This window comes from Janthinobacterium breve, assembly GCF_051380895.1.
Taxonomy (GTDB): Bacteria; Pseudomonadota; Gammaproteobacteria; order Burkholderiales; family Burkholderiaceae_D; genus Janthinobacterium.
Window position 1 is genome coordinate 160,667 of the sequence record NZ_JBNYXY010000012.1, and the last position, 17,658, is coordinate 178,324.

Below are 17,658 nucleotides of genomic sequence, written 5' to 3' on the forward strand. Positions count from 1 at the left end.
GCGGGTTTAAGCTGGACAACTGTTTTGCTACACGGCCTTGACCATCACATAAGCCCGGCCGTCCGGCTCAATCGAGATCACGCGGCCGACAGCGTGCATGTACTGCTTCATGGTGAGGTCGTCCTCGTGCACGGAGATGCCCTGAATACCAGTACCATCCTGCATCGGCACGATGTAATCGCCTGGCTGTGCGCCCTGCACGTTGACCGGCACGCGGCCGGCGATGGCGATGCGGTCAACCTTCTGGCGCTCGACTTCCAGCGCCGCGTCGAAGGTGGCCATGGCCTCGGCGTCCTGCTGCACGACGATGTTGTGGGCGGCCAGCGCGGCGGTGTAGGTGGCCTGCTTTTCCGCCCATTCGTCATCGGTGTCGCCGGGTTCGGTGACCACGTTCTCGTATTCCGGTGGATTAGCGCCGGGCACTGGCCGCTGTGTGACCACATCTACGCGGTGCTCGGGCTGGGTCGGCACTGCTCCAGCCTGGGGCGATGGGCGCGATCCCACATCGCTGGCCCAGGAATCGCCACCGACAAATGAGGGAGCGGTCGATTTGATCGAAAACATGACGGCATCGGCCCACTGGTCAGTGACTTTATTGTCAGCGGTGATGCCTACAAGTTGCCCTGGGGCGACGACGCCACATGCGGGGCTTTTGAAAATGTACTCGGCATAGTCGTTGCCGCTTGTGTTTACTGTCCCGACACAGTTTACGCTACGCCCTGTAGATGCCGAGCCAACATACAGCACAGAGGCTATTGTTCCCCACCCGCCAGCACCGTTAGACGCCCGGATTCCAACACTGGGCTGTGCAGCACCATCACGTCCTATGTAAACAATCTCCGCATTCTCAACAGAACCAGAAGGGCCGGAAATATTATGGTGTAATAGGGAAGCATCATTGCTGCCTGCTTTTAACAGAGGCATGTAGACTTGGCCATTGCCTTTAATACCAAGCAAATCAACGGACCATGTATTAGACCCTGTGTCGTACGCTTTTACGGATAATCGATACCCTTCTTTTTGCATCGAGCCAGTACCAGATGAGGCCAATAACCCAAAGCACCCAGTATAAGCAAAACCGCCTATACCGCCAACACCAAGCCTTAGCACCTCCTTACCTACCCCTGGGGATAGCTCACTTACTAAAGCTCCTGCGGACAGGAATGATGTCGTAATACCCCCGTCACCAGCCCCGACGGCTTTGTTAAATAGTGTACCAGCGCCAGGACTTGGAAAATCATACCAACGTGGGGCCACATACCCGGCTGCTCCCACCGTTTCCGCAGTGTTAAATACCAGGGTTCCCGTCACAGCAGAAGTTTCCGCAGGGGATGAGAACGTTGTAGCACCACTTCCTAGCAGGTCAAACGAGCAGCGGCAGTATGCCCCTGGCCCTAAATATGCATATACGTTGTATGCGCCATCGCCCAGAAGAGTAACTAAAAAGCTAGTTTGCTCGGAGCGCCGGCCGTTGGCATGCCATTCAACTTTCAGGCCGTCCTGCCCATGAATAACAATGTTTACTTCGGTACTCTGCCATACGCCTCCGGAAAAGAATGTCTGTACCCCACTAATTCGCAAAGATGCGTAGGTACCTACAGGAATCTGCGCTACAAGAAGGCACCGCGCTCCTCCGCCGTTCTGCAGGTAATCATACCCATACTTGGCCGTACCTCCAGCACCGAGCGGCTTATCTGACCGGATCGGAATAGCCGGATCAATCCATGCCGGATTCATATAACCATTCGACCCGCCAAGTGGCGACAGCCCCACAGCTGGCGCATACGACGCCACCACGGCGCCCCGTCCAGCCAGCTCGTTCAAGCGCTGAATCGTATCCTTCTGACCATAGTAAAAAAAATCACCCATTACAGCTCCTCAATTTCAATGTTGGTGGCATAAGCCTGGAAAGATGGTGTGGTGATGGCGGCCAGATTGGCCAGGCGCCCATACACCTGGTGCGCCTGTTCCAGCTCGACATCATCGCTGTCCGGATACAGGCTGACGAAAAGCGGGCGCGACAGGCCGTTGCCGCGCACGATGCGCCACAACTCGGCCCGGTCCAGCGGCGTCATATGATCGAGCGCCAGCGACAGCTTGCGGTACATCACGCCGCGCTCCACCTTTTGTTCGCCAGCACCGTTGCGGTACTGGCTGCTGGTATCAACTGTCGCGATACCAGCGCCATACGCAGCATTTTGTTCGGGACTCCAGTAAGCCCCTGCGACCAGCCGCGCGGCCTCGATATAGCCGGCAGGATTGTCCGGGTCGGCCAGGTCGATCACCAGCTTCCTGATGCTGCGCATCTGGAACCAGCACCGCGCATACGTACCGCCGCCGTAACTGTAGGCATTCAAGCCCAGCGGCAATGCGCCCCAGTCCCACATGCCCAGCCGCGCATACTCGCACGCCGGCATGACGCCACTATCGATGGCTGGCACAGTATCGCCAGGCTCGACGTAGCCACGCACGCGAATGGTTGCCCCCGGGGTCAGGTTGCAAAACGGCAGGGTTACGCCACCGACAATTTCCGGAGACGGCCACGTCGCCGTGATGGTCTGCAACGTTCTAATTGAACGCAGCACCATGGACTTTACTTCTCGCTGCAGATTGGCCGGTCCCAGCGCACCGGCCTGGCTCGATGCCGTCAACACTGCGCGGTCGGCAGCGTTGTCGTAGAGAATACGTAGATTTTTCATTAAATTTTCACCAGTTTCCAGGTGATCTCAGTTGGGATAATGTAGCCATTGCCACTGACAGGGGTCCAGGTAAATCGAATGTATATCCGATTATCGATAGGCAGGAGGGAGGCACTAGTACTTCTGAGGCCATCACCAACAACAACAGACGCTTCGCAATAACCATTGCAGCCACCGTCCCGGCTCGATTTACCGTCTGAAATCGTCGCGGTGGCCAAAAAAGTGTCCGACGGAGCCTCATGCCATGCAACCTCGAATGCTTCCCCGGTATCGATGTAAACGGTAAAGGGGCGATATTCTTCACCAATCCATCCAACTAGCCCTGGAGAAATGGGCGTCTTTCCACGGCGCACCAGATTCGGTGGTGACAGGAGTCTGCGGGCAAAAGTACCCTCTCCATCGGCCGTAATCCGCACGGCTCCCGAGCCAGCATAGATAAACGGCATACTACCGGTAGCGTTAAAATCGATGAACGTTGTATTATTTTCGTTTTGCCCCCGTCCGGCAATAACTGTCGTTGCCGTCAATTTCCCGGAAAAAGTGCCAGACGCACCAAGTAGTTCGCCACGAAAAGTGCCACTGTTCGCATAGAAATTCCCATTCCGGTCCAGATTCCATCCTGTCGTACTGCCATTCCAATTACTGCTATAAATGTCGCCGCCAATCTGCGCGTTTAAAATGGCGGCGTTAGCGATGTAAGTCGGCGAATTGATCGGCGTGATTTGGCCGTAAAGATTGTCGCCAAAACCAGCCCCTGGGCCATCCGCCCAAGCCGATGGCACCGTCTGCGCGGCCAGCGCCACGCCGAAATACCATGATGAGGTAAAAAGGTAGGCATCGACTTCTCCCTTGCCAACAAGCACACCACGCACAGATGCGTAAGCTGCCCCTGCCGGCGCCGCAGCAAATACCACAGATCTTGGCCATGCGCTCAGAGGGCCTGTGGACGACACGCTATCCACAACATTCCCAGGCATCTCAGTTATATAAGCGCCCAAGCCGTCGAAAAAGGCGATGTTTGCCACGCCCTTGCAGCGATGGGTAGTCATGTAGATGCTGAACTCATAGCGCACGCCAGAAATCACCGGAAATTTTCGGAATGCGCTAGCCTGCCTCGGGGTCATAATAGCCACGGCGCCCACTGGAACGGTCCCGGGGCACCGCATGTATACGCCACCGGCGCCGGTCGGCCTGTAAAGCAGAGGGCTTGCAATAACAACGGACAATTCCGGCGCGTAGGAATACTCCAGGCCAAACCCGCCTATCGTGTCGGGATAGGGGCCGGAATTGCTGATCAGATTGCCCGCCCCTATCCCCGCATTCATATACTCCGCCGTCAGGGGCGTGCCAGCGCTGAGGATAATCTTGCCAGCTGCATCCTTGATGCTCAAGCCGCGCGCATCAATCTTTTCAGCAGTAACAGAGTCTGCCGCCAGCGCCTGGGTGGCCACCGACCCGTTGACCAGCAGATTGCCATTCAACACCGTGCCAAGTACCAGCCATCCCCCGTTGTCAAAATATTTCGTCACCGCATGCGTGGCGTCATACAAGGTCACCACGTCGCGGTTGAGCGGCGCACCATAGCCGGCACGGCCCAGCTCATATACGGCCGAAGCATCCGACCAGGCCGAGTAACCAGGCGCCGTTACCGTCACCGTGCCGCGCTGGCCGGTGGCACCATCGGCGGCCAAGCGCGCAGCGGCCGCCCATTCGCCTGGGGCGATGTCATCGGTCGCTGCGCGTGAAGCGGCCGTCGCGCCGGACATGAAAAGATAGGCGCCGCCCGCAGACGGCACCTGGGTCTTCCAGCCGTTGTTCAGCCCCGCCAATGTGCCCGTGGCAAACGTAAACGTGCAGATGGCGGTGGGCAGCGGCGGCGCAATATTGGTCGCGCCACGCTGATAGATGGGTACGGGAATCACGTTCAAACCATCGGCACCGTCCTTGGCCAGTTGCACCGCCCCAGCCCACTCATTGGCGGCGATACTGTCCGTGGCATTGCGAGAGCTGGCGGCGGCCACACGCACGTACAGCGGCGCCGTGCCGGCCGGGATATTCTTCGACCAGCCATTGGCCAGGTCGTTGCCAGCCGGTGTCGTGATGGTCGCCGTGGAAAAAGCATAGATCACGTCGCCGGGCGTATCAGCTGGCGCAGCGGCGGCGCGCTTGTAGGCGAAGGCCTGGCCCGTGTTCAATCCCGCCAGCCCCGTCTCGCCGGCGGCGCCGTCGAAGACCTTGCTGACCATGTAATTGGCGAGGTAATCGACGCCGAATTCCCGGATGCGGGCCTGCACCAGCGCCGTGTCAGTGCTCATGCTGGCAAAATCAACCGTGGCCACGTTACCGGTTATCCGCAGCTCCGTACCGGCGGATACCGAAAAGACGATATCGCCCACCACGTTTATGGGCTTGGCGGTAATGGCGATCGAGCCGGGCGCGCCGTCGCCGGCACTATTGACGCGAAAGACGGGCGTACTGGCAGACATCAGGATCGCCTTGCCATCGGCCGTGGTGCTGAAGCGCTCCGCCGTCGCCTGCAACAACTTGTCGCGTTCCCCCATAATCGCGCTCATACGAGCACCCCCACCGTCACTCTGCCCGTCAGCCAGAAGCGCGACAGCAGTACCACCACGCCCGGCACGCCATCCTGCAAGCCAAATCGTTCAGCGCGCAGTTGCACGGGCTGTCCCAGTTCCAGCATCATCATCTCGGGTTCTCCATCGAATTCATAAATGGTGCGCGGCACCTTGTTCAGGGCCAGACGCCGCTGCGCTTCCGCACGGGCGTCGGCGCGCGTCTTCAGGCACGTATCGATCTGCACCGGGTCGTCGCTCAGGCGATAACGCGTGCGCACCGCCGCGTCGACGACCGTCTCCGTCAGCCATTCGGTGGCATACAGGTCGGCATGCGCGGGCGGAATGCTGGTCGTCAAGGCCGCCTGCAGCGTCCAGTTCCGGTCGAAGCCGATCTTCACGGCAGCAGTCACGGGCAGACGCTGCGCGGGACGCAGCGAGCGTTCGCGCATCTGTTCCGGACCGACCGCCACCGGCACGCCGGCGGCCGGCAGCGCGATCTGTACCAGGCGCAGCTGGCCGGTGCGCGACATGATCGCCTGGGCGCCCACGCTGGCCGCCAGTTGCTGGATGGCTTGCGCCTGGTTCGTGCGGTCCGCAACATACAGACCCACCGGCTGCGGGTGGGCTGCATCGAAGGCGGCCAGGTTGTCCAGGTCCAGGTCCGCCAGCGTAAAACGGTCGGCCGCCTTGCCGTAGGCAGTGGCGATGCGCTGCACCAGCGGCGCGATGCGCGGCGCATAGCCGCCGCCCTTGTCGCCCTGCACGCTGGCCGTGATCGTGGTGGAAAACGGATCGGTGGTCAGGTTGAAGCGTCCCGCCTGGTCATTCAAGGCCACGGCAATCGGCTTGCCGTTGGTGCGCACCTCGAACGTCGATTCGACCGCACCGAAAAAACCGTACTCCAGGGTGGCCGGATTGGTCAGCAAGGGCGCCACGTTGTGGCACTCGCCGAAGGGAATCGGCAGGATGGCGTCCTTGTTCGGCGTCTTGCCCCCCAGCTTGGCCTCGGAGATCGGCGTATTCAGGCGCTGCAGCTTGTCTCGCAGTACCAGGTTGACCGACTCGCGCCCCGCACTGGCCACGTCGGCGATGATGCCGTCGAAGACCAGCTGGAAGTCGGCACGCGGCCAGGAAGGATCGCCGGCCCAGGCCTTGATCGGCCGGTTCATCCAGACATCATTCAGCCAGCCATCGAGCGCGCCATCGGCGTTATCGAGTTCGATATCGCCGCCCGACAGCCCAGCCTCGCCGGACAGGCTGACCTGTTCCGTGAAGGCCAGACCGCCCTTGGCCAGCGGCTGGTACGCGGTATTGGCCGGCACCTCAGCCGGCCCGGTAACGTAGGTCCGCGAAGCGATATATCGCGTCACTTCGCTGCCGGCCACATTCACTTGCGCCTCGATCAGCACCATGCGGATGGCCGACGGGCTTTGCAGCCACTCCTGAAATTGTGCAGCGGTCATGCGTACTCTCCTTTCACTGCATTGGCCCAGGCGGATGCCCGGGACGATTTGTCCACGCCATCGACCACCGTCCTGGCGGCGTTGGCATTCGATTCAAAGGTGGCCTGGATGGTGGCGCCCGTCTGCGCCCGCTGATCGGCGCGCAAGCCTTCCAGCTCCACGCGTAAGGCCTGGTTGTCTTCGCGCAGGCCGCGGATTTCGGCCACCAGTACGTCGGAACCGACGTTCGCCGCCGACGAGTAGCGCACGGGGTCGAACACGGCCGCCGCGACCGGGGTTGTCATCGCTGCCAGTGCAGCGACCACGGGAGGATTGCTGAATTGCACGCCCAGGTCCACAGCACCGCCCATCGCGGCCCGCAGGCCGGCAATAGCCTGCGCCACCGTCAGCACGCTGTCATTAATCGTGATCAAGCCCGATACCTGGGCATTGAGCGCGTTCAGGCTGGCCTGCTGCACGTCGACTTGCGCGGCCGCCCATTTCAACGCTTCCTTGTTCGCTTCCACCACGCGGGCATAATCCGCCGCATAACGTGCATCGGAGGCGTTGACCACTTGCGATGCCGTCAAAAACGCCTGTTCGGCGGCAGACAGCCCTGATTGCGCCGTCGTGTCACCCGCATTCGCGGCCGCCAGGGTCTTCTCGAACTGGGCGCGTGCCTCCGCATACTTCTGCTCCGGCGTCAGCGTCGACTGGCCCCCGAGCGCCATGCTGGAATTGAGTCCGTTCAGGGTCGTCACCCACGATTTCGACTTCTCCAGCGCCGACTTGGCCGCTGCGGATTCCGTCTCGTAGGCCTTGGACAGCGCATCCTTCGCGCTGGTCACCGCCTTGACGGCCTGGATCTGGTCGAACAATCCCCGGTTGCCGTCGGCGATGCCGGCGCGTTGGGCGGCCAGCAGCTGCGCTTCAGTCTTCGTCAGTTCGTTCAACTGCTGTTGCAGGTCCCTGCGTTCGCTGGCGATATCGCTGGCCGTCTTGCTCACTTCGGCCAGTTCACCCGTGGCGGCAGCCAGGTCGGCCGCATAGTCGGCGGCCTTCTTGAACGGCTCGGCGATGGCAAGCAGCTGGACATACATATTCTGGCCGGCGACCGTGTTCAAGTCCTGCGCCAGCACCAGCGCCTTGAATTGCTCGCTCGTCGTCACGCCGGACTGTCCCATCGCAGCCATGGCGCCGCGCACCGACTTGGTGATAGGGTCCATCTGCTCGGCTTCGTTCAGGAAGTTCTGCACGAAGAAACTGGTGCCGCTGGTCAGGGTATCGAGGTCGCCCGCCGCGTTAATCAGGCTTTCGCTCAGCGCCACCGCGGAAAGGCCGGAGGTGTTGAACGACTTGCCCAACACGGCCAGCACATCCGACACCTGCATGTAGTTGTTGGCCACACGCGCCAAGGTTTCCAGGTAGCCCTCGCCCACGGCCTGATATTTTTCCAGGCCGCCCACGCCGAACTTCGCCATGTCATCGCCCAGCTTGGAAAAAGCCGCTTCCAGGGCCTTTTGCACTTCCTCGCCCTTCAGGTCCTTCAGGCTGATCTTGCCCAGGCTGACGACGAAAGAATTCAAGCGCACCGTGAAGGCATCGCCGCCCATGCCCAGCAAGTCGGCGGCAGAGACGATGCTCGTGCGCAGGCCGAGAACGATTTTCGTAAACTGGTCATTCGTTTCCAGTCCCAGGGCCGTGAGATTCGTGGACTTCTTGTCGCTGGAAAACCAACCGCCGGACTTCTTGATATCGACATAGGAATTCACGTCGAAGCGCTTAGTATCAAGGTCGCCCAGGCGCGACGAGTTAGTGACTATCCCCACATCCTGCACCGTGGTCTTGCCGCCAAAGATGCTGCTGACGACATTACCGATGAAGCCGCCGCTGGAGCTGCCTTTGGTTCCCAATGCGGACGTCAGGATGTCCGAGCGCACCAGCAAGCTGCCCAGGCCGCCGATGCCCGAGACGATCTGCTTGAGCGAGACCACCATCGACGAGGAATACGCCAGGCCCAGGCCGGAGTTTTTCTCCATGATTTCCAGGCTCTTGGTGATCGACTCCGATTTCGCGGATGAATCACCGAGCACAGTGCCAGTGCCGTTAGCGGCCTGGCGATCCTTGGCCGTCGTGTCGACGCCGCCACCGCCGCCGCTGAAGGCCCCGCCCAGCACGGCGGCAATCGCCGCTGCCGCTGCCGCATAGCCCCACGGTCCCATGGAGCTCATGAAAGACATGAACACGCCAGGTACCTTGGCCGCATTCTGCGCGGTCTGGCCGGCCATCACTGCACCCGTCTCTGTCGCCTGCCCGACGACCACGCCCGCGGCAGACGAGCCCGATACAAACAGGCTGGTGGCCAGTTTTTGCAATTGGCCGGCTATTTCCACCGCGCGGAAAGCTTTTTCGGCCCCTTCCATCAATTTATAACCAGTGCTGTTTTCCTTGAAGAAGCCCTTGGCTGCGCCGGCCATGTCCCGGTAACCCTTGATCTGTGCCTGCGCGCCATCCTCGCGGGCTTTGGCATGCGCAGCTTCTTGTTTGGGCTTGTCGTCCTTGGCGTCCGTGAGCCCTTCGCTCAGGGTGCGTTGAATGTCACGCTGGGCCTTCTGATAATCTGCAAAAGCCGCGCCCATCTTGCCTACCGCCGCCCCTGCCTTGCCAAACGCTTTTTCCAGCGCATCGCCCATGGCCTTGGCACCATCGACCGTGTCTTTCCACGTTTTTTCATCCGCCGCCTTGTTGTCGGCACGCTTCTTGGTCTCCTTTGCCGCGGCCTCCTCTTCGCGTTTCTTCGCTGCCGCTTCCTTCTCCTGGCGCGCCGTTTCCTCCAGTTGCGCCAGATCGGCGTTGACCTGCTGCTGCACGCGCAACTGCGCCGCGCCCGCCTCGGCGATCTTGTTGACGTTTTCCTGGCGGCCCTGCGCCGTCTTCGCCTGAAAACCTGTCAAGACCTCGGCCTGTTGCTGGTAGGCTGCCACCTCTGCATCTCCGCGCGCGCGGATCGCCACGCGGCGGCTCGCAAAAAACTCATCCTCGCTCAAGGCACCGCCCTTGCGGCGCGCTTCGTCAAGCTTGGCCTGCTGGTCATAACCCTCGGTCTTGATGCGCAACGCGGTTTGGATCGATTGCAACTCACCTGCCAGCACGGCATCACGGGGATCGGAACCTGCCTCTGGAGGTGCTGCAGTCCTGGCAGCTGCGGCAGTCCGGGAAGGTGCCGCAAACGAGGCTCGCATATTCTGCCGCAGCTCTTTCTCCTTTTCGGGAGAGAAGGGAACACCTGCGGCCCTGGCATTGGCCAGGGTCTCCTCAAGCTGTTTGATTTCCGCTGTTTCGCGCTGCGCCCTGGTGACATAGCGCTTCTGCAACTCGTCCAGCTCCTTGACCGCCTGCTTGCCCTCGGCATTGCGTTTCGATTCCGCCTGATCGGCCTTCGCCTTTGCCTCGAGCTGCGTCTGCTTGTTCATTGCCACAGCCAGGGCCTTGGCCTGCTCCTGCTCGAACTGCTGCATCTGGTCGCCCGTCAGGCGTGCCCCCGGATGCGTACCGGGAACCAGCTGGCCCGTGCGGCGCACGTCAGCCGTGCGTTTCTTTATTTTTTCAATTTCGTCTTCCGGCGTCTCTTCGCGTCCGATGGAACGCATGCCATCCATGAAGCTGGACCAGAGATTTTTGCTACCTTGCAGCAAGGTACCGATCATGCTGAGCTTTTCAGCGCGTTTTTGCAGGCCTGCATTGATCAAGTCGCTCGCCACGACCATGGCTTCCTGCGTCTTGCCTTCCTTTTCCAGCGCGGCGATATGCGCGTACTGGGCGCCTGTCAAGATGTTGTAGTTTTTATCGTGCGTGTCGACCCAGTTGGTGACGCCGTCGGCCATCGTCGCGAAGTCGGCCGCCACGGCACCGGCCGATTGGCCATTCATTTGCGCCATGGTGACAGCAGCCGCGCCCACGGAATTGAGCGCTTCACTGGTGAACTGGCCCGTTTCCACCAAAGTCTGCAAGACCACGCGGGTATCGCCCAGGCCGCCTTGACTGGCATCGGAAACCGACGCTACCATGGTGTTGAACTGGCCTTCCGTGATGCCGGCGGCATTGCCGGTCAGCTCCAGGGCACGCGAAAACTTGTCCGATTCCAGCTGACCCTGCACGAAGGCCTCGGCCACGAACGCCGCCACGTCGGCCGCCATCTGCAGCGCCAACAGCGGCCCCGCGCCCAGGCGCTTCATGGCCAGTTCCGTCAAGCCGGTGGCATTGGCCATCTCTCCCAAGCCGTCCTTGATCTTCCCGATGTCGGCATTCAAGCCGCCTTCGCCGATCTTGGCCGAGGCCTTGGCAAAGCCATCGACAGCTTCCAACGCCTTGAGCAGGCCGTCCGCGGCATCGCTACCGCCTTTTCCCATGGCGATGTTCACCTCGGTCGCCATGCGTGCCGCTTCGGCCTGCGCGCGCACCCGTGGTTCAAAATTGCGAAACTTGCTACTGGCTTCCTCGGCCTGTTCGCCTGTCTGTTTACTGGCGGCTGCCAGGTCATTCACTGCCTGCGTTCCCGCCTTGATCTCTGCCGCATTCACGGCAATTTTTAACTCTGTTATCTCTGGCATGGTTGGCCCATAAAAAAAGCCGCGCATGGCGGCCGGGTTGGAAAATGCGGGTCAGCCCGCCGCATGCTGGTGCGACAAAAACAGCGCGTCGAGCTGGTCCAGCAACTGGTGCTCGAACGGCTCGATGGCGATGGCGTGACGCGCCTGCCAGGCGAGAATTTCCGTGCTGGCGATGGGGTTGACGGCCATGCCGTTCTGCCGCTTGCGGTTCAATTGCGCAAACCATTCCCACACGTGGGCCAGCTCGAACGGCATGGGCGGCGTCGCCTCTTCGGGCGGCGCACGGTACAGCGGATGGCGCCGGGCAGCATCGATATGCTCGCCCTTGGCATGACCATCGGCCGCCCGCGCGCCGCGCTCGAACTGGTGCCCGGCGTAGCGCAGCAGGCTGGCCGTCAGAGCTTCAAAAAATTCGACTCGTTTTCCAGCGCCGTGGTGACCTTTTCCTGCCAGGTCGGGTATTTTTCAAAGGCGGCTTCCAGCAGCGCCGGATTGAGCGGCACGGGTGCGCCGTTGCTGGTGAAGCCGTACCAGCCCGTGACTACGGCCAGCGCCAGGCGCTTCTGGTTGCCGTCGATGGCTTGCACCAGCAGTTCCGCGCCTTCGTCGGTGGAGGCGTCGATGGCCGTCTTGCGGCGCGCCGATTTCTTGTAGCCTTCTGCGCGCACGGCGTTGTTGGCCACGCGATACTGCTCGCTGTTCTTGCCGACGATGGTCAAACCAGCCACCGCTTCGCCGTCCGCGTCGAAAATGACGGGCACGTCGAAGGTGACGGGAGTGGCAGCCGCGTGGATATTGCCGATGTCGAAACCTGCCTGGATTTTTTGTGCGTTGTTCATGTGTGCTGCTTTCTGAAGGAATTCAAATGGGGTAAAAGGTAAAAAGGCCGCCATCAAGGCCGGCCCCAATGCAAATGTCAGCCGCTTACAGCGCGCTGTCTTGGATGGTCAAGGTGGTCGCTTCGTGCTGCGCATCGGTGCCCTTGTAGCGCAGGACGTCGAAGGCGCAGGTGACGATCTTGTTTTTCTCGCCGTCGTCGATCTTGGCCGAGGTGATCTTGATGCGGCCCATGGCCAGCGCCAACACGTCGGCTGCCGGCGCCGTGCCCGACGCCATGGCGTAAGCCAGCGGGATTTCCGTCTCGGACTTGAAGTAGTCGAGGTAGGTGGCGTCCTGCAGCAGCACCGTGAACTGGCCCGAGCCCATCACCTTGCCGCGCGAGGCGGCCGTGGCGTACTTCGAGCCGATCACCGGGTCAACCTTGACCTGGCCGTCGAGCGAGACCGACATGCCGGTGCAGATCTGCGACGGGATGCCGTTCACGGACAGCATCGCCGTGGCGCCCGAGAATTTGCCGGAACCAGGCGCGGCCAGCGGCGCGGGGAAGTACGGCACGGCGGTGGTAGGGCCTTCCGCCTTGCCCATCAGGGTGAAGTCCAGGCTGGTGATGCCGTTCGGCTGCACGGCGATGTCCATCTTGCTAACCAGCTGGTCGACGAAGCTGCGGTGCACGCCGATCTTCGGGTCCTGCACTTCGGCCGTGAACCAGTCGGTGGTATGACCCGTCAACGGCGTGAAACTGCGCTTGCCCACTGCCGCCACGCCGACCGAGTCGCCGGCCGCCTTGACGATCATCGCCGAGCCGTCCATGAACTGGCCATTCAGGTTGATGGCCGTGACGGAGGTAACGAAGAAGTTCTTCGCATTGTTGGCGGCGGCCGGCGCCGTCATGCCAGTGATGCGCACCACGCTGCCGGCACGGAAGCCGTCGGCCAGCCAGGAACCAGCGCTACGCGTCAGGCCCGTGGCGGCCGCCGCGATGGTGGTTTGCGCGGCAGCGACGCCGCCGGCCGTGAAATCGCGGCGCAGCAGCGCCGCCATCAGCGGCGCATACGTGCCGCATGCCGCTTCGGCCTTGATGGCGCCCGTGGTACGGAAGTTGCCCAGGCGGGTATCGCCCTGCTGCTGGCTGGCGTCGATTTCGGCACTGGCGTACTTGTCCGCTTCCGTGTCGAAAGTGGCCGTGACGCGGGGATAAATCTGGCCGCCGCCGGCGGCGGCCTTGCTGCCTTCCGCGCTTTGTTTGCTGATAACGATCAAGCTGTCGATGCCGTTTGCTGTCGATGCCATAAGTAATACCTTTCGTGGGATGAAAAAAAAGACCGCATATGCGGTCTTGAGGGGGAACTGCCAAGTATCAGGAAAATAAAAAGCCCGCGCACGGTGAGGCGGCGGGCTGGCGTCCGGATGGCACGGGGCCATACCGGGCGGACGATGGGCGAATGCGGCCATGAAGGCGGTTCGCTGCGCTGATTTCCCCTATCGGTGTCGCGCCTTGAGCGCGTCTATTACGAGTGGAGAAGCATGTGATCCTGCTGTACTGCGGTGTTGCCGGTGTTTCTGTTACTGCGTGATCGATACTCTATTGTAGGGGCGTTTTTTTCCGTGCCAGGCATATTGCAAAAACTTTTTAGTGACCGAGGCGGCGCATGGCGCGGGCGCCGTGCGACTGGAAAATGCCTTCGAGCTCGCTGACCATGTCCTTGATGCGTTCCAGCTCGAAGCCGCCGGAGCAGCTGATGGCCGCTTCTCCACCGCCGTGGCAAGCCTGGCAAGCGACAGGCACGCCAGCCTGCGTGGCAGCGACCACGCCCGTACCGTGGCAGACCTTGCATTTGCTGTCGAGCCAATGAGCGAGCGAGGCTTCGGCCACGCGGCGGTACAAAGTATTGGCTGCCTGCGCATCCCAGGCCGTATGCGCCTTGACCCAGCGCCGCGCGCGGCCCTTCTGCGTCACGGACGCCGTCCAGGCGCGCAGCAGCTGCGCCAGGTTGCCCGCATTGCCCTCGAACAGACGGCTGACGGTACCGTCCGCGTATTTGACGCGGCACAGCAAGGCGCCCATGTCGCCGGCCAGCGCGGCCGCCGCGATGACATCCAGGTCGTGGTGGACGGCATTGTCGCGCAGGTTCTGCGACGACAGCGATGCGATGTATTTTTCTGCAAACCCCATGAATTTCTCCTCGTTGATTCTTGTCTTAGTTTTCTTGCGCCGGTCCGAACAGGGCCGCCACCAGCGGATCGCGGCGCGCCGCACCGCGTGGCCAGTTGGCCGTGCGGCGCACTTGCGGCGGCAGTTCGGCCCAGCCGTCGGCCTCCTCGTCCTGTTCGCCCAGCGCGTACAGGGCGGGCCGCTGGCGCCCCGGTTCCGTACAGTGGCGCTGCGCCAGGTGGATCTGTCCCATGCCGCACATGTGGCGCAAATAGCGGCTCATGGTGCCCGCATCGAGTCCCAGCAAGGCGGACAATTGTGCCGCGCTGGCCTGGCCCTGCTCGTGTATGTACTGCACGATGCGGGCGATATGCAGCTGCGACTTCTTGCTGCGCCCCTGTAGCTGGCGCCCCTGCCCTGGCACCGCCCTGCTTTCCACCAACTGACTGCTGTTCAACATCTGCCTGACCTCCCGTGGTGCTGCCCGCCGGCAGACGCTGTAGTGCGTTTGCGACAGGCAACGAGTGGACTTTATCAATCGCTAATGTTAAAGTCAAGCATTTGGTAATTTATCAAACGGTAAATTTCAGGTTTAATGTGGAGATGAATATGTATCAATACAGACGCGACCGCCTGCTGGCCCTGATCCGCGAGCACTACGACAACACGCGCAAGAAAATTTCCGACGTCAGCGGCTGGAGCGAGGCGCGCATCTCGCAAATCCTCTCGCCCACGTACCGCGAGGGACGCGCCTTCAGTGAAAAAATCGCGCGCAAGCTGGAAGCGGACCTGCAGCTGGACAGCATGTACTTCGACCAGGGTGCGGCGCCCGACCAGGCGGCGCTGGCGGCACGCGCGCTGGGTGACGTGCGGCCGGTGGTGGTGGTCGATGGCGAAGATGAGCGCTTCTACCCGATCCGCAAGGTCAAGTTGCGCCTGTCGGCCGGCATCACGGGCTTTGCGATCGAACCGGAAACGCACGACGGCAGCACCATCAGCGTGCCGCGCAGCTGGGTCGAGCGCAATGGCTACCACCCTGAAAAACTGGTGGCGATCAAGGTCAAGGGCGAGAGCATGGAGCCGGCCCTGTACGAGGACGACGTGGTGATCATCAATACGGCCGACAACCGGCCGGCCGACGGCATTGTCTTTGCCATCAATTACGAAGGCGAGCCGGTGGTCAAGCGCATGGCGCGCGACATCGGCGAATGGTGGCTGACCTCGGACAACCCGGACCAGCGCAAATACCACCGCAAGCTGTGCCGCGGCAATGAATGCCTGATCGTGGGCAGGGTCGTACGCAAGGAAAGCGACCGTATTTGAGAGCGAAATTTATCGAATGATAAACTTCGCTTGCATCATGGTACTTAAGCCAATACTGCCTGGATCTGCTGCAGCGATGCCGGATCGTCCATCGACGTCAGGTCGCCCGGGCTGCGGCCTTCGCAGATAGCCTGGATCGAGCGGCGCAGCAGCTTGCCCGAACGCGTCTTCGGCAGCTGTGGCACGAACAGCACGCGCGCGGGCCGCGCCACGGCGCCCAGCTGGCGGTCTACCACAGCCATCACTTCGCGTTCCAGTGCCGCTTTCGCTTCGACGCTGTCGAAGCCTTGCGGGTCCTTCAGGATCACGAAAGCCATCGCCACCTGGCCTTTGAGCTTGTCTTCCACGCCCACCACCGCCACTTCCGACACGTTCGGATGGCTGCAGATGCTTTCCTCGATTTCGCGCGTGCCCAGGCGGTGGCCGGCAACGTTGATCACGTCATCGGTGCGGCCCAGGATGAAGTAATAGCCGTCCGCATCGCGCACGCCCCAGTCGAAGGTGGAATACACTTGCCGGCCGCTGAAGGTGGACCAGTAGGTGTCGACGAAACGCTCGTCATCGCCATACACCGTCTGCATGCAACCCGGCGGCAGCGGACCTTCCAGCACCAGCACGCCCTTCTCATTGGCGCCACACTCCTCTCCCGTCGCTTCGTTGAGCAGCTTGACCTGGTAGCCGTACATGGCCAGGCCCGGACTGCCCAGGCGCGTCGGCGTGTCTGACACGCCTTTCGCCACCGACAGGATCGGCCAGCCCGTCTCCGTCTGCCAGTAGTTGTCGATGATGTCCACTTTGAGTTCATCGGCGATCCATTGCGAGGTGGTTTCATCGAGCGGCTCACCCGCCAGATACAGCGCCTTCAGGGAAGACAAGTCGTGCTTGCGCATCAGTTCCACCGGGTGCTTGCGCAGCACGCGGATCGCCGTTGGCGCCGAAAACATGCGCGTGACCTTGTATTTTTCAACGATGCTCCACCAGATGCCCGCATCGGGACAGATCGGCAAACCCTCGTACAAGATGGTGGCCATGCCGGCGATCAGCGGGCCATACACGATGTAGGAATGGCCCACCACCCAGCCGATATCCGAGGTGGCAAAGAAGGTTTCACCGGCCTTGCCGCAGAAGTTGTACTGCATCGACGACGCCAGCGCCACCGCATAGCCGCCCACGTCGCGCTGCACGCCCTTCGGCTTGCCCGTCGTGCCCGAGGTGTACAGCACATACGACGGCTCGTTCGATTCGAGCCAGGTGACGGGCACCTGCGCGTCCAGGTGCTGCGCACGCAGGGTGGCGTAATCGACGTCGCGGCCCGGCGTCAGTTCCATCGACACCAACTGGCGATCGACCAGCAGCACCTGCTGCGGCTTGTGCGCGGCGATGCGGATGGCTTCGTCGAGCAGCGGCTTGTAGGCGATCGCCTTGCCATTGCGCGAACCGGCATCGGCGGAGAACACCAGTTTGGGCTGCGCATCGTCGATGCGGCTGGCCAGGCTGTTGGCGGCAAAACCGCCGAACACCACGGAATGCACGGCGCCGATGCGGGCACAAGCGAGCATGGCAAAGGCCGCCTCGGCGATCATCGGCATGTAGATCAGGACGCAGTCGCCCTTGACCACGCCCAGCGACTGCAGGATGGCGGCGCAGCGCTCCACTTCGCGCTGCAGCTCGCGAAAACTGTAGGTGCGCTCGGTATTGGTTTCGGTGGAAATGGCGATCAGCGCGGCCGCATCGCCCTGGCTGTCCACCCAGCGGTCAACGGCGTTGTGGCACAAATTGGTGGTGCCGCCGACGAACCATTTGGCGAACGGCGGACGGGAATAATCAAGCACTTGCGAAAACGGCGTATGCCAATCGATCTTTTCCGCTTCCTCGCGCCAAAAAACGTCTGGCGTGTCGATCGAGCGTTGATAAAATGCTGCGAAATTCATGTCTCCTCCGGTATGCGTGCAATCTGTGTCGGGCTTGGGCGCAGCTTTATGCGTGCCGTCTGCGTGTCATCTGCCTGCCATCTGC

12 protein-coding genes are annotated in these 17,658 nt (G+C 61.6%); 1 reads left to right on the forward strand and 11 read right to left on the reverse strand.

From position 1 onward, the window contains the following. Window positions 1-27 precede the first annotated feature (27 nt). The 10 genes from ACQ4W0_RS24175 to ACQ4W0_RS24220 form a co-directional block, all read right to left on the reverse strand. A complete protein-coding gene (locus ACQ4W0_RS24175) occupies window positions 28-1,869 on the reverse strand; it encodes a hypothetical protein (RefSeq protein WP_436579070.1) in 1,842 nt (613 codons plus the stop codon). Beyond that, window positions 1,869-2,699: a hypothetical protein gene (locus tag ACQ4W0_RS24180; RefSeq protein WP_436579071.1), complete on the reverse strand. Its 831-nt coding sequence runs from the start codon at window positions 2,697-2,699 to the stop codon at window positions 1,869-1,871. The genes ACQ4W0_RS24175 and ACQ4W0_RS24180 overlap by 1 nt, the downstream gene beginning before the upstream one ends. Then, entirely contained in the window at window positions 2,699-5,272 is a 2,574-nt protein-coding gene (locus ACQ4W0_RS24185) for a phage tail tip fiber protein (RefSeq protein WP_436579072.1), read from the reverse strand. The genes ACQ4W0_RS24180 and ACQ4W0_RS24185 overlap by 1 nt, the downstream gene beginning before the upstream one ends. After that, complete coding sequence (locus tag ACQ4W0_RS24190) at window positions 5,269-6,738, reverse strand: hypothetical protein (protein ID WP_436579073.1); 1,470 nt, start codon at window positions 6,736-6,738, stop codon at window positions 5,269-5,271. The genes ACQ4W0_RS24185 and ACQ4W0_RS24190 overlap by 4 nt, the downstream gene beginning before the upstream one ends. Further along, window positions 6,735-11,327 (reverse strand): phage tail length tape measure family protein, encoded by a 4,593-nt coding sequence (locus ACQ4W0_RS24195; RefSeq protein WP_436579074.1) that lies wholly within the window; start codon window positions 11,325-11,327, stop codon window positions 6,735-6,737. The genes ACQ4W0_RS24190 and ACQ4W0_RS24195 overlap by 4 nt, the downstream gene beginning before the upstream one ends. A 51-nt stretch (window positions 11,328-11,378) precedes the next feature. Next, window positions 11,379-11,789 carry a phage tail assembly chaperone gene (locus tag ACQ4W0_RS24200; protein ID WP_436579177.1) on the reverse strand — a complete coding sequence of 137 codons (411 nt, stop codon included), beginning with the start codon at window positions 11,787-11,789 and terminating at the stop codon, window positions 11,379-11,381. Next, window positions 11,723-12,166, reverse strand: a complete 444-nt coding sequence (locus tag ACQ4W0_RS24205) for a hypothetical protein (protein ID WP_436579075.1) — start codon at window positions 12,164-12,166, stop codon at window positions 11,723-11,725. The genes ACQ4W0_RS24200 and ACQ4W0_RS24205 overlap by 67 nt, the downstream gene beginning before the upstream one ends. Window positions 12,167-12,251: 85 nt before the next feature. Then, the gene (locus tag ACQ4W0_RS24210) at window positions 12,252-13,457 is read right to left on the reverse strand and encodes a phage tail tube protein (RefSeq protein WP_436579076.1); all 1,206 of its coding nucleotides are present in this window, start codon (window positions 13,455-13,457) and stop codon (window positions 12,252-12,254) included. A gap of 340 nt (window positions 13,458-13,797) precedes the next feature. Beyond that, entirely contained in the window at window positions 13,798-14,340 is a 543-nt protein-coding gene (locus tag ACQ4W0_RS24215) for a hypothetical protein (RefSeq protein WP_436579077.1), read from the reverse strand. 25 nt (window positions 14,341-14,365) lie between these two features. Then, window positions 14,366-14,779 (reverse strand): FeoC-like transcriptional regulator, encoded by a 414-nt coding sequence (locus tag ACQ4W0_RS24220; RefSeq protein WP_436579078.1) that lies wholly within the window; start codon window positions 14,777-14,779, stop codon window positions 14,366-14,368. Window positions 14,780-14,928: 149 nt separating this feature from the next. On the opposite strand from ACQ4W0_RS24220, the gene ACQ4W0_RS24225 reads away from it, so the two are divergent. Further along, entirely contained in the window at window positions 14,929-15,642 is a 714-nt protein-coding gene (locus ACQ4W0_RS24225) for a S24 family peptidase (protein WP_426070253.1), read from the forward strand. Window positions 15,643-15,686: 44 nt separating this feature from the next. Here ACQ4W0_RS24225 and ACQ4W0_RS24230 read toward each other — a convergent pair whose 3' ends face one another. Next, window positions 15,687-17,573, reverse strand: a complete 1,887-nt coding sequence (locus ACQ4W0_RS24230) for a propionate--CoA ligase (protein WP_436579079.1) — start codon at window positions 17,571-17,573, stop codon at window positions 15,687-15,689. Between the last annotated feature and the right edge of the window lie 85 nt (window positions 17,574-17,658).